Origin of the sequence: Emticicia sp. BO119 (assembly GCF_013912375.1) — a bacterium.
In the GTDB taxonomy this organism is placed as follows: Bacteria; Bacteroidota; Bacteroidia; order Cytophagales; family Spirosomataceae; genus Emticicia.
Genome location: NZ_JACETV010000002.1, coordinates 823,991 through 845,873 on the forward strand (window position 1 = coordinate 823,991; position 21,883 = coordinate 845,873).

The 21,883-nt window shown below is 38.2% G+C and carries 14 protein-coding genes; 8 read left to right on the forward strand and 6 right to left on the reverse strand.

Features of this window, described 5'->3' with window-relative positions; all coding sequences use genetic code 11:
• Positions 1–2: 2 nt before the first annotated feature.
• Positions 3–575 (forward strand): 5-formyltetrahydrofolate cyclo-ligase, encoded by a 573-nt coding sequence (locus tag H1R81_RS10345; RefSeq protein ID WP_181840632.1) that lies wholly within the window; start codon positions 3–5, stop codon positions 573–575.
• A 137-nt stretch (positions 576–712) separates the two neighbouring features.
• Complete coding sequence (locus H1R81_RS10350) at positions 713–1,708, forward strand: aspartate-semialdehyde dehydrogenase (RefSeq protein ID WP_181840633.1); 996 nt, start codon at positions 713–715, stop codon at positions 1,706–1,708.
• Positions 1,709–1,841: 133 nt separating this feature from the next.
• On the opposite strand, the gene H1R81_RS10355 is transcribed toward H1R81_RS10350, so the two are convergent.
• Positions 1,842–3,134, reverse strand: coding sequence for a RagB/SusD family nutrient uptake outer membrane protein (locus tag H1R81_RS10355; protein WP_181840634.1), 1,293 nt, complete (start codon positions 3,132–3,134; stop codon positions 1,842–1,844).
• An 89-nt stretch (positions 3,135–3,223) separates the two neighbouring features.
• The gene (locus tag H1R81_RS10360; RefSeq protein WP_181840635.1) at positions 3,224–6,391 is read right to left on the reverse strand and encodes a SusC/RagA family TonB-linked outer membrane protein; all 3,168 of its coding nucleotides are present in this window, start codon (positions 6,389–6,391) and stop codon (positions 3,224–3,226) included.
• 205 nt (positions 6,392–6,596) lie between these two features.
• Between H1R81_RS10360 and H1R81_RS10365 the strand changes: the two genes are divergently transcribed.
• From H1R81_RS10365 to H1R81_RS10375, 3 genes are all read left to right on the forward strand, one after another.
• Positions 6,597–7,367: a DeoR/GlpR family DNA-binding transcription regulator gene (locus H1R81_RS10365; RefSeq protein WP_181840636.1), complete on the forward strand. Its 771-nt coding sequence runs from the start codon at positions 6,597–6,599 to the stop codon at positions 7,365–7,367.
• A 268-nt stretch (positions 7,368–7,635) separates the two neighbouring features.
• The gene (gene rimO / locus H1R81_RS10370) at positions 7,636–8,946 is read left to right on the forward strand and encodes a 30S ribosomal protein S12 methylthiotransferase RimO (protein ID WP_181840637.1); all 1,311 of its coding nucleotides are present in this window, start codon (positions 7,636–7,638) and stop codon (positions 8,944–8,946) included.
• A gap of 165 nt (positions 8,947–9,111) precedes the next feature.
• Positions 9,112–9,927: a hypothetical protein gene (locus H1R81_RS10375; protein ID WP_181840638.1), complete on the forward strand. Its 816-nt coding sequence runs from the start codon at positions 9,112–9,114 to the stop codon at positions 9,925–9,927.
• A 57-nt stretch (positions 9,928–9,984) separates the two neighbouring features.
• Here H1R81_RS10375 and H1R81_RS10380 read toward each other — a convergent pair whose 3' ends face one another.
• Positions 9,985–10,830, reverse strand: coding sequence for an AraC family transcriptional regulator (locus H1R81_RS10380; protein WP_181840639.1), 846 nt, complete (start codon positions 10,828–10,830; stop codon positions 9,985–9,987).
• 190 nt (positions 10,831–11,020) lie between these two features.
• On the opposite strand from H1R81_RS10380, the gene H1R81_RS10385 reads away from it, so the two are divergent.
• The gene (locus H1R81_RS10385) at positions 11,021–11,848 is read left to right on the forward strand and encodes a phytanoyl-CoA dioxygenase family protein (RefSeq protein ID WP_181840640.1); all 828 of its coding nucleotides are present in this window, start codon (positions 11,021–11,023) and stop codon (positions 11,846–11,848) included.
• Between the two features lie 12 nt (positions 11,849–11,860).
• On the opposite strand, the gene H1R81_RS10390 is transcribed toward H1R81_RS10385, so the two are convergent.
• Positions 11,861–13,048 (reverse strand): MFS transporter, encoded by a 1,188-nt coding sequence (locus tag H1R81_RS10390; protein WP_181840641.1) that lies wholly within the window; start codon positions 13,046–13,048, stop codon positions 11,861–11,863.
• 158 nt (positions 13,049–13,206) lie between these two features.
• Here H1R81_RS10390 and H1R81_RS10395 point away from each other — a divergent pair, with 158 nt between their 5' ends.
• Both H1R81_RS10395 and H1R81_RS10400 read left to right on the forward strand, forming a co-directional pair.
• Positions 13,207–14,406: an acetyl-CoA C-acetyltransferase gene (locus H1R81_RS10395; RefSeq protein WP_181840642.1), complete on the forward strand. Its 1,200-nt coding sequence runs from the start codon at positions 13,207–13,209 to the stop codon at positions 14,404–14,406.
• Positions 14,407–14,506: 100 nt separating this feature from the next.
• On the forward strand, positions 14,507–18,427 hold the full coding sequence (locus tag H1R81_RS10400) for a T9SS type A sorting domain-containing protein (RefSeq protein ID WP_181840643.1): 3,921 nt from the start codon (positions 14,507–14,509) through the stop codon (positions 18,425–18,427).
• Between the two features lie 111 nt (positions 18,428–18,538).
• Here H1R81_RS10400 and H1R81_RS10405 read toward each other — a convergent pair whose 3' ends face one another.
• Together H1R81_RS10405 and H1R81_RS10410 are read right to left on the reverse strand one after the other, a co-directional pair.
• Complete coding sequence (locus H1R81_RS10405; RefSeq protein WP_181840644.1) at positions 18,539–19,186, reverse strand: outer membrane lipoprotein carrier protein LolA; 648 nt, start codon at positions 19,184–19,186, stop codon at positions 18,539–18,541.
• A gap of 71 nt (positions 19,187–19,257) precedes the next feature.
• A complete protein-coding gene (locus H1R81_RS10410) occupies positions 19,258–21,834 on the reverse strand; it encodes a DNA translocase FtsK (protein WP_181840645.1) in 2,577 nt (858 codons plus the stop codon).
• Positions 21,835–21,883 lie beyond the last annotated feature (49 nt).

A 21,883-nucleotide genomic window follows, 5' to 3' on the forward strand; every position in this document is an offset into this window, starting at 1 on the left:
ATATGATGAAAGCAGCATTAAGGAAAGAGTATCTTCAAAAAAGGAATAACCTGCCCAATTCGGATATCCGCGGGTATTCAAAGAAAATTCATGATTGGATTTTCAAGAGTTTTCCTATGCATAATTATGCTGTAATTCATACATTCTTACCCATCAGACGCAAGAATGAAGTAGATACACATCTGGTAATTGATACGTTAAAAAAAGATTTCAAGGCAGATATTGTAATACCTAAAAGCCATAACGATGGGAGTATGACTCATTATCCGTTAAAAGATGATACTATTTTATTGGAAAATAAATTCGGAGTACCTGAACCTCTCAATGGTTCACCGCTCACAGTAAACCCTAAGGAGGTCGATTTAGTAATACTTCCCTTATTGGCTTTCGATAAACAAGGGTATCGGGTAGGCTATGGTAAAGGGTATTATGACCGCTTTTTAGCCGAATGCCGACCGGATGTAGTGAAGATTGGTGTTTCTTTTTTTGAACCTGTTGATGTTATCGAAGATATAAATAATGAAGATGTAAAGCTTAATTATTGCGTCACACCGAAGGGAATCTGGAGCTTCTAAAATATTTTGTACTATTCCAAGAAAAACAAACAAAAAATTCTATTATTTTTGCACTCCCAAGCCCCTTTGCAAATTGGGGCTTTCTTGTAAATATATGTCTAACTAAAATTTTCCCATGTAAGCGTGGGGTTTTTATCATGAAAATCGCAGTTGTAGGTGCTACCGGACTGGTTGGTACTGAAATCTTGAAAGTCTTGGCGGAACGCAATTTCCCCGTTACCGAAATCATTCCTGTTGCTTCTGAAAAATCAATTGGTAAGCAGGTTGAATTTAAGGGTAAGCAGTTTACGGTAGTAGGCTACGAAGACGCAATCAAGATGAAGCCTGCGGTGGCAATATTTTCGGCTGGTGGATGTACTTCGTTGGCGTTGGCTCCGAAATTTGCAGAAGCAGGTATCCCGGTTATTGACAATTCATCAGCCTGGAGAATGGACCCAACCAAAAAACTGGTTGTGCCTGAAGTAAATGCTGATACACTCACGGTAGAAGACAAAATCATTGCTAATCCGAATTGCTCAACTATACAGATGGTAGTTGTCATGAAACCTTTACATGATAAATACAAGATTAAACGTGTAGTTGTATCAACTTATCAATCGGTTACAGGTACTGGAAAGGCGGCGGTTGATCAGCTTTTTGCTGAAAGAAGTGGTGATGAGGAAGTGAAGAAAGTTTACCCACACAAAATAGATTTGAATGTATTGCCTCATATCGATGTTTTCTTGGATAATGGTTACACCAAAGAGGAAATGAAAATGACCAATGAAACCAAGAAAATTATGGGTGACGATAGTATTGCTGTAACCGCTACTACCGTTCGTATCCCGACTATCGGCGGTCACTCAGAGGCAGTTAATATAGAGTTTGAAAATGATTTCGATTTAGCAGAAGTAACACAATTGTTGAGCGAAACCGAGGGCGTAATTGTGCAGGACGACCCGAAGAACTTTATATATCCGATGCCAATCAATGCACACGGTAAAGATGAAGTTTTTGTTGGACGAATCCGTCGTGATGAATCTCAACCGAAAACTTTGAATCTTTGGATTGTGGCAGATAACCTTCGTAAAGGTGCCGCTACTAATGCCGTACAAATTGCAGAATACCTCTTGAGTAAAGGTTTACTTGCTTAATGGCAGAACATACAAGAAAAGCAAAAGGGTCTCGAATGAGACCCTTTTTTGTTTGAAGATGAAGTGTTTGTAACTTATTTAGCGATACAAAAATAGGCTATAAAAAATATAGGCTATTTTTGTATCTGCATTATCAGATTGCCGGATCATTTGGCGTGCTGGTATTATTATCCTTCTCGGTTGTAGGGTAAGGATACCAGTTACGGGTACGCTCTGCACCTGCTGCTCCCGGTCCAGGACGGCCAAAGCGACGACTATCTTCTAAACGAAAACCTTGCAGGAATAACTCAATACTACGTTGTTTGTAAATCTCAGTCAGAATTGCTGTCGAAGTTTTTTCTCCAGCATAGGCTGGCAGACCCGCACCAATACCCCAAATATCAGTAGTTTTGGTTAAAACGTTATTCAGTTCGGTTATTGCTGCGTCAAGGTTACCTTTACGCGCATTGGCTTCTGCTTTAATGAGCATAATCTCGCCTGGTAAATACAAAGGTATCGCAGAATTGTTGGCAGTGTAAAAACTTGCTCTGCCCAAATTGTTGGTGGCACTTGAAGTCTGGAAAAAGAAGGCAATTCTTTTATCAGCCGGATCAGGCTTCAAGATAGCGGGAAGGCCGAAATCAGTATTGATTGGTTCGGTAACATTACGGTTACTGAATACAACATCGAACATCGGGTTACGAGAAGTATCATCAAAGTTAAAGGATGATTTTTTAGTTAAATCAACTTTTGCTGCTGCTGCCAATGCTTTATCATAATCGCCGAGCATAATACTATAGCGGGCAATCAATGCCTGAATAGTATTAGCCAAGTCGATACCTGGTACAATACGACTGGTGAAATTAGCTGAAACAGGGGTAGTTAAAGCAGTAGCTGCGCTTTCAAGAGTTGTTATGGCAGTTTTTAGCACATCTGTCCGGGGCACAAAAGTAGCATTAGCACCTACAACCAATGGGGCTTGCTCCCAACCATTGGCTAAATTCCCCAAAGCCAAAGCCTTGAAAATGGAAGCATAAGCTATTAAGCCGCTTTTAGTACCAGCATCTTGTACATTATTGGCATTATTTAAAATATTGTCGGCATTGGCTTTTACTAAATGACTCTGATTCCAGAGGTTTGTAGTAATTGAATTTGGATTTTGAACGCTACTACCTCCGGTTTCTAAAAATGCTTCATCTCCATTCCCTGCATTTAGTACTTTCAATTCCTTGGTTGTTAAGCCTATTGCGGTCGGAAGAGCATAGGCCGGACTTGCCCGGCCAATTGTTAGGCGATATTGCAAGCCATTGGCTAAGGCAATCAGACCGTTTACATCGCCGACTACCTGTTGTTCACTTGCAGCACTCGGATTAAGGTACTCTTTATTGCAAGAAGTAGCCAACAGAGTAGAAGCTGTGAGCACTGAATATATGAATGTTTTTTTCATCTTTTTTAAGACCCCTGTTAAAGATTCTCATGCTTGGGGGTAAATTAAGGCATGAAATCTGTTTTTTAAAGAACCAGATTTGTTGTATATCAGAAAGTAGCTGTTAGCTGAATCTGATAAGTTTTCGGAATCGGTACGTTACCGAAGTCTACATTACGTAGCAAATCGTTGTTTCCGCCTGCATTGGTTTCAGGATCATAACCATTGTATTTATCCCATGAAGCAAGGTTCCGACCGACCAGTGAAATATTGATATTGCTGATACCTTTAATGATATTTGGCAATTGGTAGCCGAACGATAATTCACGAAGTTTTACAAAGGAGCCGTTATCAACACGGTATTCGCTGATATTAGCTAAAGAGAACACATATCCGCGTGGTAATTCTCCTGTCATTTCTTTTTCAGCTATATCGCCTATCCCCACGTTATTTCTGGTACGTTTATCGGCATTGAAAACACTAACTCCCTGCACAGCATCTAACAAGAATCTGAAGTTAAAGTTTTTCCAGCCGAGAGAGTTAACAAATGAACCTGTCCAATCAGGATTAGGATTTCCTATAATTGTTCTTACAAAAGTTGTTCCGGCTTCATAAGATGGTTGGCCTTGTGCATCGCGTGACGGTGTATAGGTAATAGAATTAGCAGCCTGAACTCCTCTTTCACGTTGGGGCAATCCTTGTGATGTTAACAATAAACTTCCATCAGAGTTTCTTGCATAGGGGAATTCATAGAATACAGAAGCTGGTTGACCCTGAATCAAATAGACGGGTGCTCCAGCCGAATTAGAAATAGCTACAGTTGGGCTACCTAAACTAATCACTTTATTACGGTTGCGGTTATAAATAAGGGTGAAGTCCCAGTTGAAATCTTTTGTTTTAATAGGTGTTACATTCAAAGCAATTTCAAGTCCTTTGTTTTCCATTGTACCTACGTTATTCACAATACTTGTACCGCCAGTAGTTGCAGCTAATACACGGTTTACAACCAGATCTGAGATTTTCTGCTTGTAAACAGTCACCCCAACATTGATTTTGTTTTTCCAGAATGATAAGTCTGCACCACCTTCGGTTTCTGTCATACGCTCAGGACGCACGCTTGGATTAGCCAGAGTTGAGCTTGGAATAATTGTGTTTTTCCCGAGTAGTGGTACAGGCAAGAATTGCCAGAAACGGTCGTAAGAACCAATACCCGTCAAGTTTCCTGCCTCACCCCAAGAAGCACGTAATTTTAATCCACTTAAAACATCATTAATTTTACTGTTTTTCCAGAAGTCTAAATCAGAGGGTACGAAACTACCGCTTAATTTAGGATATAACTGCTTGGTTTCGCTTGGAGAAAATTTAGATGAACGATCCTGACGGATAGCACCTGTAATAAAAGCCAGGTTTTTGTACCCAAAAGTAGCTTGTCCGAAAACACCACTCAGATTATATTGGTCTAAACCAAAGCCTGCCGTTACGGTTGTACTTGCCGCACCACTTACTGTTTCAATAAAAGGAGCGAGGTTTTCACCACTTGCTCTTGCAAATTCTACTTTGCTTGATTGATAGTTACCACCTGCAATCAGGCTCATAGTGAAATCTTTGCTTAATTCTCGTTGATATGAGAAGTTCAAGTCAGTATTGAAAAGTAAAGAGTTATTGTTAGCATTGGAAGCGTAACCATTCGGATAACGCTCAGCCGGAAGACCTGCGACTGCCTGATATGGATAAGCAGGAATATAGTTTTTGCCTAAAGCTGCATACGCATCAACCCCTACAATCCAGTCAATAGAAAAACCTTTGAATGGGGTTAGATTTAACTGGAAGTCATTAACGGTACGATTAACGGCTTGGGTAAACTTCATAGCCTCAATGGTAGTTAATGGGTTTACACGAGTTGGCTCTACAGCCTGTAAGTTTCCGGCAGCATCACGAACAGTGATATCGTAAATATTATTCGTAATATTAACTGAGTTGATTGGGCTGTAGAAAACGTTACCATTGGCTTTTTCATTGGAGAAGCTATTGGTATAACTTAATCCAACTGACATTTTTGCCCAGTTTGCTAAACGCTGGTCAACTCTGGCTCTTACGCCATAGCGATTAAAGTCCGTACCTTTAATAATACCTTCATTTTTCATATAAGACAATGAAGCAAAATATTGGGTTTTGTCAGTACCACCACTTATTGAAACATTATTATCTGTTCCATATCCTGTTCTGAAAATCTGATCCTGATAATCATACCGCCTTACATCAACGAGGTTATTTGCCAAATTAGACGTAGTTCCGTCACGTTGAATACCCACAACTGTTGTTCCAGGGTTAGCTGCAATCTGAGCAGGTGAAATAACACCAATTGTATGCAAACGAAGACCTGCAAATCCGAACTGCTTGCCATAGGTAGAGATAAATACTTTTTTGCGTAATTCGTTGGCATTTACACTGGTTGTAAATGTAATGCGGGGTGTACCTGATTTACCGCGTTTAGTGGTAATCAGTACTACACCATTTGCTGCACGCGAACCATATTGTGCCGCCGCTGCCGCACCATTAATCACGTTGATGCTTTCAATATCAGAAGGATTAATGTCAGCTAAACGATTAGTACCAATAGTAGCCGCACCAACCTGATTGCCTAAAGCTGTTTGGGATACGTTGGCAGAAGAATTGCTCACAATTACTCCATCAATTACATAAAGTGGGTCGGAACTACCCTGAATGGATTTTACCCCACGTAAGCGAACTGTAATTCCACCGGCAGGGTCTCCAGAGTTCTGTGTGATTTGAGCACCTGGAACTTTACCTTGTAAAGCACTTACTAAGTTTGATGAACCGGTTTCTTTCAACTGGTCTGCATTAACAGCACTGATGGCATTTCCTAATTCACGACGAGATGTACGGATAGTAGAACCTGTTACCACCACCTCGTCAAGATTCATCACATCGTCTTTCAGGGTTACATCTAAAGTAATAACTGTCTGATTTTCTAAGTTTACATCTTCTACTTTAGTGGCATACCCTACCGAACTCACTGAAATTTTGTATCTTCCCGAGTTAAGGTTGGCATTTAATGTGTACGATCCTTCTATGTCGGTCATTGTACCGAAGGATGTTCCGTCAATTTTAACAGTTGCTCCAGGTACACCTCCTGAAGCATCTGAAACTTTACCCTTAATCACGTAGGCTGTTCGTTGTGCCCATGTGCTTAAAGCGCATAGCATCACAGCTACGAAAGTAAGAGATCGTAATTTTACCCGGTAATTTTTCATCATAAGAATAAGAGTTTAATATGATTAAGTAAATAGCTGTTGAAAAACGCATAAAACCGCATTTTTAATAAGCAGATTGATTTGCATATTTACTACTAAAAAATTGATTGTAAAACAGTTATTGAAAATATTTATTTATTCTATTTTGCTTTTAAGGAAAAATATATAATTTAGTTGATGTAAAATTGCATAAAACCGCAAAATAATAATGCACAAAGTCGCAACGCCTTTACTATTAAAAAAAGAAAGACAGGATTTTATTATTAAAGAACTTAATTTACACAACAAAGTTCTGTCATCAGACCTGTGTAGTCAGCTCAACGTTTCAGAAGACACAATCAGACGAGACCTGAATGAATTAGCAGAAATTGGAAAATTGGTGAAAGTGCATGGAGGAGCTTTGTCTGTCTCCTATTCTGGTAATAGTAGTGAAGATGCGATTTATGCCCGCGAACAAAAACTTATTATAGCTCAAAAAGCCATGAGCCTTATTCATGATGGTATGCTGATTCTAACCAGTGGAGGAACTACCTTACGAGAAGTGATCAAATTATTGCCTAAAGATTTGAATGCAACATTTTGCACTGTAAGCTTAATGACAGCAGAAGAACTATTGAAACATCCTAATATAGAAGTAATTTTTATAGGTGGCAAACTATCGAAAGATGCAAAGATATGTGTTGGCGGCGATTCTATTCTGAAATTAAGTGAGATGTCTTTCGATATGTGCATGGTAGGAACCAACGGTATTGATGCAAAGTTTGGAGTGACAGACTCTGATTTGGAAGTAGTACAAGTGAAAAAAGCTATGATTAGGGCCTCTAAAAAATTAGTAGTTCTATCTATCTCCGAAAAACTGGATACGGTTTGTAGAGGCGGCATCTGTAAACCCAATGAAATAGATTACCTGATTACTGAATTAGATAATAGGGCAATGGAATTGGCGAGTTATCGTGAGGTAGGAATAAAACTACTATAAGTTGTTTGATTGATGATAATAAATTTTACCAAATTGTAACTAACGGCATGATGTGATACAACCTTGAAATATTTAAGTTCCTTTACACAGATTGTGGCAATTCAATTGCCACAGAATTACCAATACATAAATGTAGCTATATTGATAAATACTTGTAATTAAGACTGTTAATTCTCCTCAATTTTTTAATCTCCTATTCTTTTCCGAACTTTGTAGGCTGAATAGCCGTTAAGCTATTCTATATTATCAAATTCCAATCAATACAAAGTTGAAAACTAAAGGTTCTGTCAAAAATAAAGTAAATATAGTTACGCTTGGTTGCTCAAAAAATCTGGTCGATTCCGAAGACATTTATACGCAATTGAAGGGAAATGGCTACAACGTAACGCATGAGTCAAAAAAGGATGATGCAAATATAGTCATTATCAATACCTGTGGTTTTATTGATAATGCCAAACAGGAGTCAATCGATACTATTCTTCGCTATGCTGATGCCAAAGATGCTGGTGTAGTGGATAAAGTATATGTAACAGGTTGTTTATCGCACCGTTATAAAGATGAGTTAGAGATAGAAATCCCAACGATTGATGCCTGGTTTGGTACCAACGAATTACCTCGTTTATTAAAGACTTTAAAAGCAGACTATAAGCAGGAATTAGTGGGAGAGCGTTTATTGACTACTCCTGCCCACTATGCATATATGAAGATTTCGGAGGGTTGCGACCGCCCTTGCAGTTTTTGTGCAATTCCATTAATGCGTGGTAAACACTTATCAAAACCGATTGAGCAATTAGTGCTGGAAGCTAAAAATCTTGTAAAAAAGGGTACTAAAGAATTAATTCTATTGGCACAGGATTTAACTTATTATGGTATAGACTTGTATAAGAAACGGGAATTAGCTAATTTACTCGACCAATTATCTGATGTAGAAGGAATTGAGTGGATTCGTTTACAATATGCCTATCCTTCAGGGTTTCCTTTAGATATTTTAGATGTTATCAAGAATCGTTCAAATGTCTGTAAATACCTTGATATGCCTTTGCAACATGGCTCAACAGAAATGTTGAAAATCATGAGAAGAGGTATTACAAGAGAAAAAACAGAAGACCTTATTAAAACTATTCGGGATACCGTACCAGATATTGCCTTGCGCACTACTCTGATTACAGGGCATCCGGGTGAGACAGAGGAGCATTTTGAGGAAATGTATCGTTTTGTAGAAATGACCAGATTTGAGCGTTTAGGCGTTTTTCAGTATTCACACGAAGAAAACACCCATGCTTATTCAATGTCTGATGATGTGCCAACCGAAGTTAAGCAAGAACGTAATGATTTAATTATGGAATTGCAACAGGGTATTTCGCAGGAATTGAATCAGGAGAAAATAGGTAAAACATTTAAAGTATTATTTGATAGAAAAGAAGGTGGACACTTTATTGGAAGGACGGAGTTTGATTCTCCGGAAGTGGATAATGAAGTATTGGTACCTGCTTCCCAATATGTTCGCAGAGGAGATTTTGCTAATGTCAGAATCACCGATGCTACTGAATTTGACCTATATGGAGAAGTAATAGCATAGTACTTCTCTCTATTTTATAAATAGCTTTCCCTTACATGAGCCAATTATAAACAATTTACTGATCCATTGAAATAACAGTTCCCCGTTGATTTATTAAATTTTTTAAAATTCTAATAATTTAGCAAATCACTCGTTATTTATTCGATGTTCATGTCAAGAAAAGTGATGAGATTGTATTTGTTTTCGTGTGTATCTGTACTTATATCAGTCGAGCTACTGGCGCAACAACCTGTTTTTCGTTCACAGAGTACAAACGTGAGTGTTTTTTCATCAAGCACTACGCACACTACCAAGCCCAATTCTTTTATTCAGGAAACTGAAAAAAAGAACACAAAAAAACACTTTGCTCCTGCCGGAATAAATATCCATCTAATGCCTCTGTTTGGCGGATATGATAAAACCGATAGCCAGAAAGCTATTGATGCTGAGTTTTTGAAAGTTTGCGATGTAAACTTTAAAAATCGCAAAGAGGCAAGTGATTTTTTCTCTGTTAGAGCCTGGGAATATTTAAGTGAGGGTCAGAAAGATACTGCTACTTATCGTTTTAATCTGGCTTATTTGCTTGATGATGAAAATATAGATGTTTATTGGGGGTTAGGTGTAATTAACTATCAGAATGAAAAGTATGAAGATGCTGTGAGTTTGATGGAGCATGGTCTGGAATTAGAAGATGAAGACAATGTAACTCTGATGGTTGATTTATCTACAGTATATCTGAAATGGTTTATGGTTGATAAAAATACTGAACATCTTGAAAAAACATTTGATCTTTTAGCCAGTGCAATTAGAAAATCTCCTGAATGTGCCAATGCATATATGCAATTATCATTGGCAAGATTAACTAATAACCAGATTGATGAGGCTTGGGAAAATTTTCATAAAGGATACGAAATCGATCCGCAAAATGCCAACAATGAAATTTTGCAGGCATTATTAGAAAAGAAAGAAGATCCTAAAGGGGTTTTCAAGAGAGGTCAATAAATTCTCGCTGATTTTAAATTAACTGATAAAGGATTGTTCGGATTGCCCCTGAATAAATCATCCAAAACTCCTGCGATAAACCATTGGTGTAACACCTGTCTGAGTCTTAAAAATCCTGTGAAAGTGTGAAAGATTCTGAAAACCACACTCTATACAAATTTGGCTTATATCCAATTGATTATCCATTAGCATTTTGCGGGCATTGCTCAGGCGTATCTCATTAAGAAAATACACATAGGTTTTTCTTGTACGAGATTTAAAATATCTGCAAAACGATGGAACAGTAAGATTGGCTACTTCGGCAATAGTTTCCAACGGAATATCTTCTTTAAAATTTTCTAAAGTAAACTCTATTATCTTTCTCATTCGCTCATTTTCTGTTTCATCAGGTTTAATATTAAAACCATTACTTGCCAGAAGCTCATACTCTTCGGTTTTAGCCAGTTGTTCTAATGCATTAATTAAAGCCACTAAACGATTCACACCTTCTGTTTCAAGTACTTTCCATATAAAATGGGCAAGTGTTTGCGGAAATCTGACACCAGTCTTGGCTATATTTAAAATGGTTATAATAGACGTACATTCAGGCAGGTTTGCCAAGATATTATTTGCAAAATCTGTGGAAAACTGAATCACTATTGCTTCATGGAGCTCTCCATCATTTTTTGAATTTACATCACTCCGCCAGAAATGGGGGAGGTTAGAGCCTAATAGTACTAAATCACCTGCTTCAAAATCGGCCACGTGGTCTCCCACAAATCTTTTGCCTTGTCCTTGTACTATCAATGTTAATTCAAACTCTGGATGATAATGCAAAGGTGAGTCGAATTGTGGTAACGCAACATATCGGGTCAGAAATGACGAACCTTCATCTGCTGATATTTTCTCAAAAAAGGCTTTCATGCAAAGTGATCAGGACAAAGAAAATATAGACGTATTTCAGTTTGGTAAAACACATTAATTAACATTATACGTGTTTCGATGAACAAATTTATGTTAAAATACTATATAAAAATGAAAATAATAAAGATTTTTCTTAGAAAAATTCTATCGTACTTTGCAGCACTCTATTCAACCTTAACATGATTAAGCAATGACTGCTCATTCAGAGAAAGCGTCGCTTTTGCACCAACTCAACGAACCTTTTTATTTGTCAGACGAAGCCATCGCTTTTTATAGAGAAAACGGTTATGTAAAACTCAAAAATGTACTTTCTGCTGATGTATTAGCTTACTATGGCGAAATTATTACTGAATGGGTTTTCAAACTGAATAAGCTCACGAAACCGATGGAAGAGCGCACGACTTATGAAAAGGCCTTTTTACAAATTATGAATATGTGGAGGGAAAACGAGGAGGTAAAAGAGTTTGTTTTTTCTAAACGTCTGGCTCGAATTGCTACGGAATTGATGGGAGTCTCCGGTGTGAGACTCTATCATGACCAAGCCCTTTACAAAGAAGCAACAGGAGGTATAACACCCTGGCATGCTGACCAGTTTTACTGGCCTTTATCAAACCCGAATACGATCACCGTATGGATACCTTTGCAGGCTACACCTATGGAAATGGGACCACTGGCATTTGCCGAAAAAAGTCAGAATGTAGAGATTGGTCGGGATAAAGAAATATCAGACGAATCGGAAGCATTATTGACAGAAACCCTGAAACAATTCAGCATGAACGATACACCTTTTGACTTAGGTGAAGTGAGTTATCATGCGGGGTGGACGTATCATAGAGCAGGAGCAAATAAATCTGGCAGAGCTCGTAAGGTAATGACCATGATTTATATGGACAAGGATATTAAAGTGATTGAACCTACCAATGAGTATCGAATGGCAGACTGGCAGACGTGGCTTGACAGCAAGCCTGTAGGTAGTATTGCAGACGGTAAATTGAACCCTATACTATACTTCTCTTAAAGAAGAGGGGTCTTATGTTAATTTTTTGCGTAAAACTCCAAATCCTATAGTCGCTACTAAACCCAACGACCCTAAGATATACCAAAGTGCATCGAAACCAAATAAGGCGATGGTTTGTGTACCTATCAAAGGTGCAGAAATCTGGGCTACCGACCAGCTCATGGCATACAGCGCCGAATACTGACCTCTGTTATGAGGTTTTGCTCGCTCAATACTAAAGGCGTTCATAAATGGCATGGCAAACATTTCGGAGAAGGTTGCAAAGATAATCCCTACAAGCAGCCACGTATAATTGTGTGTAAGCAAGAAAATAATGTAGTTCGGTATTACAAGAAAAGCCCCGAAACTGATAAGCGATAAACGTTTGAATTTTCCTTCAATTTTATAAATAAAAACCATCTCAAATATGGCTACTACCAGGCCATTTAGCCCTAATAAATATCCAATCTGTACTTCTGTCAGATTACAAGCCTGTTTATAAAAAAGCGGCCCGATGGTAAATAGTTGCGAAAAGGCAATAGCATATAATGATGCAAGTACAATAAATATCATATACGTGCGGTCTCTTAACGCCGAATCTCTTTTATTGATGACGACTTCTGTGGCTATCGTTTCTTTGTGCCTTCTTGTCCCTCTCAGAAAAGTCCATACAAATAGTCCTGCCCCGATATTGGTCAGCCCATCTGCCCAGAAAAGTAAATCATAGTTTCTTGCCGCTAAAAAACCACCAATGGCAGGGCCGATAGACCAGCCTAAATTAATGGCTAAACGTATCATTGAAACCGAGCGTGTAAAAGTTTCTGGTGTGCTGAAATCGGCAATAGAAGCAGAGTTAGCCGGACGGTAGGCTTCGCCAAAGGTGCTCAACAAAAAAGCATAAATACAGAGAAGGTAGAAATGTTGAGTATGCACCATCACGATAAACATGATTCCACCTAAAAGCAAGCTCCAGAATTGTACAGGATAGTAGCCTATTTTATCAGTCAGTTTTCCACCCATCCATGTACCAAAAATAGAACCAATGCCAAACATAGTCATGACAATCCCGGCCTCCCGCACACTGAAATTCAGTTTTTGAGTCAGATAAACTGTCAGGAAAGCAATGACCATCGTACCGCTACGATTGATGAACATCACAATTGCCAATAACCACACTTGCCGGGAGAGTCCACCGAAAGCATTACGAAATAAGGAAATCATGTGAGGGAAAAGGAGATAATAGCTTTACGAGCCTGTTTAAACAGACTCTAACAAAGGTAATATTTTATGTGCTTGCTTCAAACTAAAGTATTTCTTAGTTTTGTCATACGAGGTATGCAAGCATACTAATTCTTATTTAAAAACATACTATTCAACTAATGGAAGCATATATATATGACGCCATCCGCACTCCCCGCGGTCGCGGCAAATCTGATGGTTCTCTGCATGATGTTCAGCCTATACAATTACTTTCAACGGTCTTAAAATCTTTAAAAGAACGTAATGATTTAGATACCAGTCTTGTCGATGATGTTATTGTAGGTTGTGTATCCCCAATTGGCGAGCAAGGAGGCGATATTGCTCGTGCGGCAGTATTAGATGCTGGTTACTCCCAGACAGTGGCCGGTGTACAAGTGAATCGTTTCTGTTCATCTGGCCTGGAGGCTATTAATATGGCGGCCGCTTATGTGATGTCTGGTCAGGTAGATTTATTGGTAGCTGGTGGGGTAGAATCTATGTCACGCGTGCCAATGGGGTCTGATGGAGGCGCTTTGATGATGAACCCACAACTGATATCTCATCATAAGATTGTACCACAAGGTATCTCTGCCGACTTGATTGCTACAAAATATGGTTATTCAAGAAATGATGTAGATACTTTTGCGGCTGAGTCAGTTCGCAGAGCAGTAGAAGCACAAAAGAATGGCTATTATAAATCAATGGTGGCTGTGAAGGATGAAATCGGACTGACGGTTTTGGAGAGAGACGAAGGTATCAGACCGGAGACAACTGTAGAATCATTAAGCAAACTCAAACCAGCATTTGAAATGATAGGCAGCATGGGGCTTGATGCCTTGGCCTTAATGAAATACAATCATTTAGTGAATATCAATCACGTGCATCATGCCGGAAACTCATCTCAAATCAGCGATGGGGCCGGGGCATTGCTGATAGGTAATAAAGAGACTGGAGCAAAGTTAGGTTTGAAGCCACGAGCCAGAATCAAGTCTTTTGCCATAGTAGGATCAGACCCTACGATTATGTTGACAGGGCCTATACCTGCGACACAAAAAGTATTAAAGAGAGCCGGAATGAGCATAAATGATATAGATATTTTTGAGATTAACGAAGCCTTTGCCGCAGTACCCATGCTATTCATGGATAAATTGGGCGCAGACCATAGCAAAGTGAATGTGAATGGTGGTGCTATTGCTTTAGGGCACCCACTTGGTGCAACGGGGGCTATTCTTTCTACAACTCTGCTTGATGAAATGGAACGTTCAGATAAAACCGTTGGTTTGGTAAGCCTTTGTATTGGTGGAGGCATGGGAATCGCTACTATTTTTGAGAGAATTTAATTAAGATTGAGAAACGGGACAAGTATAGAGAATTTGTCCCGTTTTTGTTTATTTTTGCTGAATAACCTGATCACCTTTTTAACCGACTAAAAAAGCTGCAATGAAAAGAATTTACCCACTGATTCTGCTCCTAACTTTATTCACAAACTTTCCTCTCTTTGCTCAAAAACAAGATTTTTCATGTGGAGTTAATGATAACAATTTATCTGAAAAAACTTTACAGGCCATGCGCATGGCTCCTGTCTGGTTAGCAGAAAAGAAAACCCGGAAGGCAACCAATGATTTATATTTATGTCGTATTGGTATTGATATTGACTCTGATACCTATAATTATTTTGATAAAGATTCTGCCAGAATTAAATACGAGGTTACTAAAACTATTGAGCGGGTTTCAAAAATCTACGAAGCAGAAATCAATACCCAATTAGTAGTAACGCATATCAATATCCGGAAAGACCAGAAAACAGACCCTTATTATGGTATCAATGATATTTTTGCATTAATAGATAAAGCAATTAATATATGGGTACAAGCCCCTTTTAAAAACCTTCCCATTGATAAAGTGATGTATCTGCCCACTAAATTTTTCTATGGCGCAGGTGGCGTGGCCGGAGGGAATGTTAATGTCTCACCCTGGGGTAATGTTTCTGTAATTGCACATGAGTTGGGGCATAATTTTGGTTCGCCACATACACAAAGCTGTAACTGGCCTGGTGGTGCTATTGATTTTTGTTATCCTGTAGAAGGGCCTTGCTACGAAAACTCCATAGATTATATCAGGGGCACGATTATGAGTTATTGCCAAAAAGAATTGACTTTTCATCCTTTATGTCAGGCATTAATGCAAAATCATGCAGAAACTGAATTGAAAAAAATAGGAAAGATAGAGAAAGCTCCAGTATTGGCTGATACAATCAGACACGATGGTAACCCGTTTATTCTTTTTAACCCAAGCCTGTCAGCCGAAAATTATTATTATGAAATGGCTGAAACAGCAGATTTTTCTCAGATTGTTTTGGCAGATTCTTCCTATATCAACGCCGTTCTTTTGCAGCAGTTTAAGAAAAATACTACTTATTATCTACGCATAAAAGCACAAAACCGATTAGGTACTTCCAGTTGGTCAAACACGGCCGTTGTTATTATTCCTAATACTATCTTATTGCCCCCGGTACTAAAGACTCCCGAAAATGGTATAATTGAGAATAATAATATATTTATCGATTATCCTAATCAGACACATAACTTATCTTTTGATTTAGATACCGATGCCGCTCAATATGAGTTGAAATTGTATTTTGAATATGATGATTATAAATTAACCGAACTGGCTTATTCTACCATAAATAGCAGAGACCAGAATTTCTCTTTCAGACCATCAGGGGTAGTGGGAGCGGCTACTTTTTTCTGGCGAGTGCGAGCTATAAATGCGAATACTACAGGCGCATGGTCTGAATTGCAGACAGTAAATTTTATTGAGAAAGACAATACGATTGTATTCCCTGTTTATAACTTGAATAACGATAGCGATATGCCAATTAATTTCCCGCTCTTTTATTGGGGTAATGGGGAGTCGTACGATGTGAAGTTCACTATCTCCGCCAATAGTGATTTTTCTAACCCTATTACAGTGAAATTGGTAAAACCCACTAAATATTCAAGAGAACCTACGCTTGATTATTCCATTATGTCAGGTAAGCTTGCTCCGGATACTGAATATTTTTTGAAAGTAGAAACCATTTTCCCTACGGGTTCTGTATTTCGTACTATTATTAAAAAATTCAGAACCGAAAGTTCAGATATTGGTAGCCAATACAAAATCCTGAAGCATGATATTACCCCTAATCTTGGCAGGGTTTTAACTAAACTTGTATCAACCGATAAAGGTGTATTTGTACTTTCATCAGAGGGTATTTCGAGAGTAGATGGGAATAAACTTACTGCTGAGGCTTTTACGAGAGATAATACAAATGGAGCAATTGGTAATTCTGCAGGAATAATGAACACAGATTCTTTAGGCAATTTATGGGTTATCACCAGACTTAGTAAAAGAACAGGAGGATATGATGGTGCTTTTCCCAAACCAGTATATGCACTCAGAAAATTTGATCGAAGCACTATGGCATTATTATCCTCACAAGAATTTTTATTAGGTGATGGAATGAGGTATTATAACTATATTGATCCCGATAACCAGTTAGTAATTACCGATGCACAAATAACCAAAATAGAAAATGGAGTTCTGAAGTCCCAGATAAATTTTGGAGACCAGTTTAATATTACAAGTTTTGCAAACAGCAAATCCTATTTGTGGATTGCAGGCTATAATTATCAGAGATCCAGAGTCGAACTAAAAAGATACAATATACTCACAAAAGAGGCAGAAGATAAAACACCAGATAGTAAGTATGATGTGCAATCAATGGTAGTTGATAAGTCAGGGAGTTTATGGGTTACATTTAATACTGGTCAGGGTATAGCGAGATATGATGGGGTCAACTGGATAACATATAACTTAAGTAATTCGCCATTAGATGGATATGGTTTTAGTATAAGTGCAGATAATTTTAATAATGTATATATAGCTTCGCAATCACCAAAAAGATTATTTCAGTTTAATAACGAAAACTGGAAAGAATTGGAAGGCTATTCAAAGATTAATATAAATAATATTATAGTTGATAAGTCAGGTAAAATCTGGTCTATTCTGACTTCCAATGGTTTGATTCGTTTTGACCCATGCAGGCAAATCATCAAACCAACTATTGTCAGCTCAGCTACAGTAACATCAGAAAAACCGATAATTTTAGAAGCCAAAGGGTGCAGTAGCGTTATCTGGAACTGGAAGAGCAAAGAGGAAGAGGTACATGAAAAGCTGGTGTCTGGCACAAGTAAGATAGAAGTTATGCCTAAAACTGCAACTACTTATCGTGCCCGTTGTTATGATAATGGTTGTTCGGGTGAGGAAGATTCTTTTACCATTAGTTCGTATAACATTATCGCAGGCAAAGTTACAAAGAATGAGATATGTCAAGGAGATTTTGTTGTAATCAGTCCAGCTATTGAAGGTACTTTTGATACAAAGAATCAGTTTTCAGCAATATTGACCTCTTCGCAAAAGCACTTCAAAATAGACCTGGAAAAGGTAAGAGAAGGTTTCAGATTTGAAACCGATATTAACCTGCCACCTGGAAAATACTGGTTAAGAATGGCTGCAAGTTCTCCTGAAATTATTTCAAAAGATTCCATTGAAATAGCCATCTTATCGCTACCTGCTGTAAGTATTGTTGGCAAAAATAATATTTGTTCTGGTGAGGGTACCAGTATTTTTGCAGCAGCTAAAAATGGTAAAGCTCCCTACATTTATAATTGGATACGAGGTAATTTTTCAAGTAGTGGTCCGGATAGTGTTATGTTTGGAATCGAAGAACCCACCGTCTTTAGTGTTCAGGTGAAAGATAGCAAAGGTTGTATAAGCAACACCACTAATCATGTGATAACCAAAACGACATTCGACAATTTTAAACTTTCGATAAGCGGTTCTACTGATTTAATTGATAATACTACAGTTATGTTTTCTGTGCCTTTAGTTGCAACCTATACCTATCAATGGTATAAAGATAGTCAGCCGATTCAGGGAGCTACAAACAATACCTTTACTGCCAAACAGGCGGGCAAGTATCATGTGCAGGCATACGAAAAAGGATGTGAGGCACAATCAGATGTGGTAACGGTGAGTGCTATTACTGCCAATGAACCTAATGAAACCAATGATCTTAATCTGAAGGTTTTCCCTAATCCAAGTGATGGGAATTTCGGTTTCGAATTTACATTGACCGATAATAAGCCGATAGAATTGAGTATATTTGATATAAGCGGAAAGCGTATCTGGCTGAAGAATACCAAGGGTAGAGGCAAATATGAAGAACAGATAAATTTATCTGAATACCCAACCGGAACTTACTTATTGGTATTGCAAAAGGCTGAATTAAAAAAGACTATCAAGTTAGAGAAACAGTAAACAGCGACACTGTCACTTTTAAAAGTTGGGAAATAGAATTATGAGAGTATATAAAACAAAAATCCCTGGTACTTTCAGCGTCAGGGATTTTCAATATATTGTGTAATGGTACTATCGTAAATCAACTATTTCTACTCCAGGATAGAGTTTTTTATCAAATGTAAAGATTTTATCGTCTGCAGGGGCATTTGGCATAAATTTGTCAACACGGAAAACCGTACGTTTACCACTTTTATCCCATACTTTCCAGGACTTTACCGATTTATCATTTTTATTCACTTTGATTTGAACCTTAGCAATTTTACTTGATTTATCTTCCGGTGAAAGTTCAACTACTTCATAAAACTGGCTACCTTCCTTTACTTCTTCGAGAAATACATATTTATATCCTTTTTTGTAGATCGTATAAATTTTGGTAGGTGACAGTTCCTCCTGCATAGTTGGGTCAAACTCTGTAATATTTACCTCGTTGGTTTCTTTTACATAAGTATATAGGTCTTTACCATTAGCAAAAACTTCCTGTCCTGCCATTTTTAAACGGAACTTAGCACCTTTTACTGTTACATCGCCTTTGTAGCTTTCTGTCATCTTAGCATTATTGCTCTCTGTGCCATAAGTAAATGAAGCACTAAACGATTTCATATTCTGATATTTTTTACTCATTTGATCCAGAATTGCGGTAGCTTTCTGGTCTTTCTGAGCATATACTAAAGTGCTAACCAAAAGCACATTAGTAATTATTAAAAGTATTTTCTTCATCTATGTATAATGGGGTTAATTTGGGATACTTTCTGATACCTTAGACTAAAAAACTATTCCAAGGATTAATACTATCGCAAATTTCGTAAAATTTCTTCTAAATGGGTAATATCTTTCACTAAAACCTCTCGTGCCTTACTCCCTTCAAATGGCCCTACTATACCTGCACCTTCTAACTGGTCAATAATTCTGCCTGCCCGGTTATAACCCAGTTTCATTTTTCTCTGTATCAATGATGTACTTCCTTGCTGATGGGTAACCAACAATCGTGCAGCTTCTTCAAACATTTGGTCTAATTCTGAGGGGTCAAAATCCAATGTTTCGCCTTCATCATCGCCAAAGAATTCAGGCAACATATAAGCAGAATCATATGCTCTCTGGCTACCTATGAACTCACAGATTTCTTCTACTTCCGGAGTATCTACAAACGGACACTGAAGACGCACCATATCAGACCCCATCGAAAGCAGCATATCTCCATTACCAACTAATTGTTCAGAACCTCCTGTATCTAAAATTGTTCTTGAATCGATCTTAGAAGTAACCTTGAACGACAAACGAGCTGGGAAGTTAGCTTTGATTAAACCAGTGATTACATTCACCGAAGGACGCTGTGTTGCAACAATCAGATGAATACCAATGGCACGAGCTAACTGTGCCAGGCGAGCAATTGGTTGTTCGACCTCTTTCCCGGCTGTCATCATCAGGTCAGCTAACTCGTCTATTACCAATACAATGTACGGTAAATATTTATGCCCCTTTTCAGGATTTAGTCGGCGCTGAATAAACTTGGCATTATACTCCTTAATATTTCTTACCCCTGCATCTTTCAATAAATTATATCGGCTATCCATTTCGATACACAGTGAATTCAGCGTATAAATTACCTTTTTAGTATCAGTAATGATGGCTTCTTCAGAATTAGGTAGCATAGCAAGAAAGTGTCGCTCAATTTTGTTATATAGCGTAAGCTCCACTTTTTTAGGGTCAACCAAGACAAACTTTATCTGAGACGGATGTTTCTTGTATAATAAAGAGGTCAGGATTACATTCAAACCGACGGACTTCCCTTGTCCGGTTGCACCTGCCATCAATAAGTGCGGCATTTTGGCGAGGTCTGTAATAAATGCTTCATTAGAGATGGTCTTACCTAAAATTATAGGCAATTCAAAGTTGCTTTTCTGAAACTTCTCGTTTGAAATCACCGACTTCATGGTTACCATCTCACGATTTTTGTTGGGTACCTCAATTCCGACTGTACCTTTTCCCGGCATTGGTGCAATAATACGAATACCAAGAGCTGCCAGATTCAACGCAATATCGTCTTCCAGGTTCTTAATTTTAGAGATTCTGATACCTGCATCCGGCACAATTTCATAGAGCGTTACAGTAGGGCCAATAGTAGCTTTGATGCTTGAAATTCCAATCTGGAAGTTCCGCATCGTTTCTACGATTTTATTTTTATTGGCTTCTAATTCCTCTTCAGTTACCTTCCCTCCGGCATGATTATACTCATTTAACAAAGTAATTGGTGGATACTGATAATTGTCTAATTCAAGCGTCGGGTCATATAAACCAAAATCTTTCAGTACTTTTTCGTTTATATCATCATCGTCCAGATCACTATTAAAATCATCGTCCGAAGTATCGTTACTTCTGGTGTCTTCTATAATAAATGTCGGATCAGCTTTGATTGGCTCATTCTTTACAGGAGTAGGTTTATCTACTTCTAATTTTATTCCGTTATTCGAAATCGGAGCCGGAACAGGCTTTTCAATAAATGGGAATGGTTTTTCCTCAAAAGGCTTAGGTATTTCAATCTCTTCTTCATATCGTGGTGCTTTATAAAGATCATTTACAGTTACCGGAACCGGAATTGGTTCAGGTCTTTTTACAGGCTCACGAAAAGAGGTCTCGTTATCTTCAATATCATACTGAACAGCCTTTCGGATGCGTTCGGTAGATATATCTTCCTTCGGGGGACGATTGAAGTATTTCGCAAGAAACCAATCATCAATATCAGTATAACCATGAAAGAAAATAACCCAAGCAGCCAAGGCTAATAAGATAACTAAGATACCTCCTGAGCCTAATGTGTGATTTAAAAACTTGTTGAAGGAGTAACCTATACCGCCACAGAAAGTACCTGCAGGGAGGTCGAACATCAATACAAAATAGCCAATACAGATGCTTGTCCAGAAGATATAGAAAATAGTTGCCAGTGTGAAGCGATTCAGGCTTTGAGGCAATAAGTCTCTTTTAAAGACCAGCCGATAACCCGCCCAGAAAATAACTGGTAACCAGCCAAAGGCTGCTATTCCAAACCATTGAAAGATAAAATAATGAGATAAATATGCTCCCATTAAGCCCATCATATTCTTTGGCTTGCGGTCTATTTGTTCGAGAGAAGCACTGAACGTACGTTGTACAATATCCTGGTCGGCATCTCCTACTAATAGATGCGAGACAAATGAAACAAGAAGAATAACTGACAGAATCAGCAAAAAGATACCAAACGCTAACAGGTAGCTGTCAGTACTCACATTGAACTCAATAGGTTTCTGAGTTCCGCTGCTACTTGAGCCTTTTGAAGGTGTACGCGGGGTATTCTTCGGTGGCTGTTTTTTGCGAAATGTATTACTGGACATCTTACAATTTTATAGGAAAGCAATGAATTTTAAAACAAATATATAAATA

Excerpts from the sequence above, each read along its gene's own strand:
- H1R81_RS10360 (WP_181840635.1), bottom strand. The coding sequence starts at position 6,391 with ATGATGAAAAATTACCGGGTAAAATTACGATCTCTTACTTTCGTAGCT.
- H1R81_RS10390 (WP_181840641.1), bottom strand. The coding sequence starts at position 13,048 with ATGATTTCCTTATTTCGTAATGCTTTCGGTGGACTCTCCCGGCAAGTG.
- H1R81_RS10350 (WP_181840633.1), top strand. The coding sequence starts at position 713 with ATGAAAATCGCAGTTGTAGGTGCTACCGGACTGGTTGGTACTGAAATC.
- H1R81_RS10405 (WP_181840644.1), bottom strand. The coding sequence starts at position 19,186 with ATGAAGAAAATACTTTTAATAATTACTAATGTGCTTTTGGTTAGCACT.
- H1R81_RS10355 (WP_181840634.1), bottom strand. The coding sequence starts at position 3,134 with ATGAAAAAAACATTCATATATTCAGTGCTCACAGCTTCTACTCTGTTG.
- H1R81_RS10365 (WP_181840636.1), top strand. The coding sequence starts at position 6,597 with ATGCACAAAGTCGCAACGCCTTTACTATTAAAAAAAGAAAGACAGGAT.
- H1R81_RS10395 (WP_181840642.1), top strand. The coding sequence starts at position 13,207 with ATGGAAGCATATATATATGACGCCATCCGCACTCCCCGCGGTCGCGGC.
- H1R81_RS10375 (WP_181840638.1), top strand. The coding sequence starts at position 9,112 with ATGAGATTGTATTTGTTTTCGTGTGTATCTGTACTTATATCAGTCGAG.
- H1R81_RS10410 (WP_181840645.1), bottom strand. The coding sequence starts at position 21,834 with ATGTCCAGTAATACATTTCGCAAAAAACAGCCACCGAAGAATACCCCG.
- H1R81_RS10385 (WP_181840640.1), top strand. The coding sequence starts at position 11,021 with ATGACTGCTCATTCAGAGAAAGCGTCGCTTTTGCACCAACTCAACGAA.
- H1R81_RS10400 (WP_181840643.1), top strand. The coding sequence starts at position 14,507 with ATGAAAAGAATTTACCCACTGATTCTGCTCCTAACTTTATTCACAAAC.
- H1R81_RS10380 (WP_181840639.1), bottom strand. The coding sequence starts at position 10,830 with ATGAAAGCCTTTTTTGAGAAAATATCAGCAGATGAAGGTTCGTCATTT.
- H1R81_RS10345 (WP_181840632.1), top strand. The coding sequence starts at position 3 with ATGATGAAAGCAGCATTAAGGAAAGAGTATCTTCAAAAAAGGAATAAC.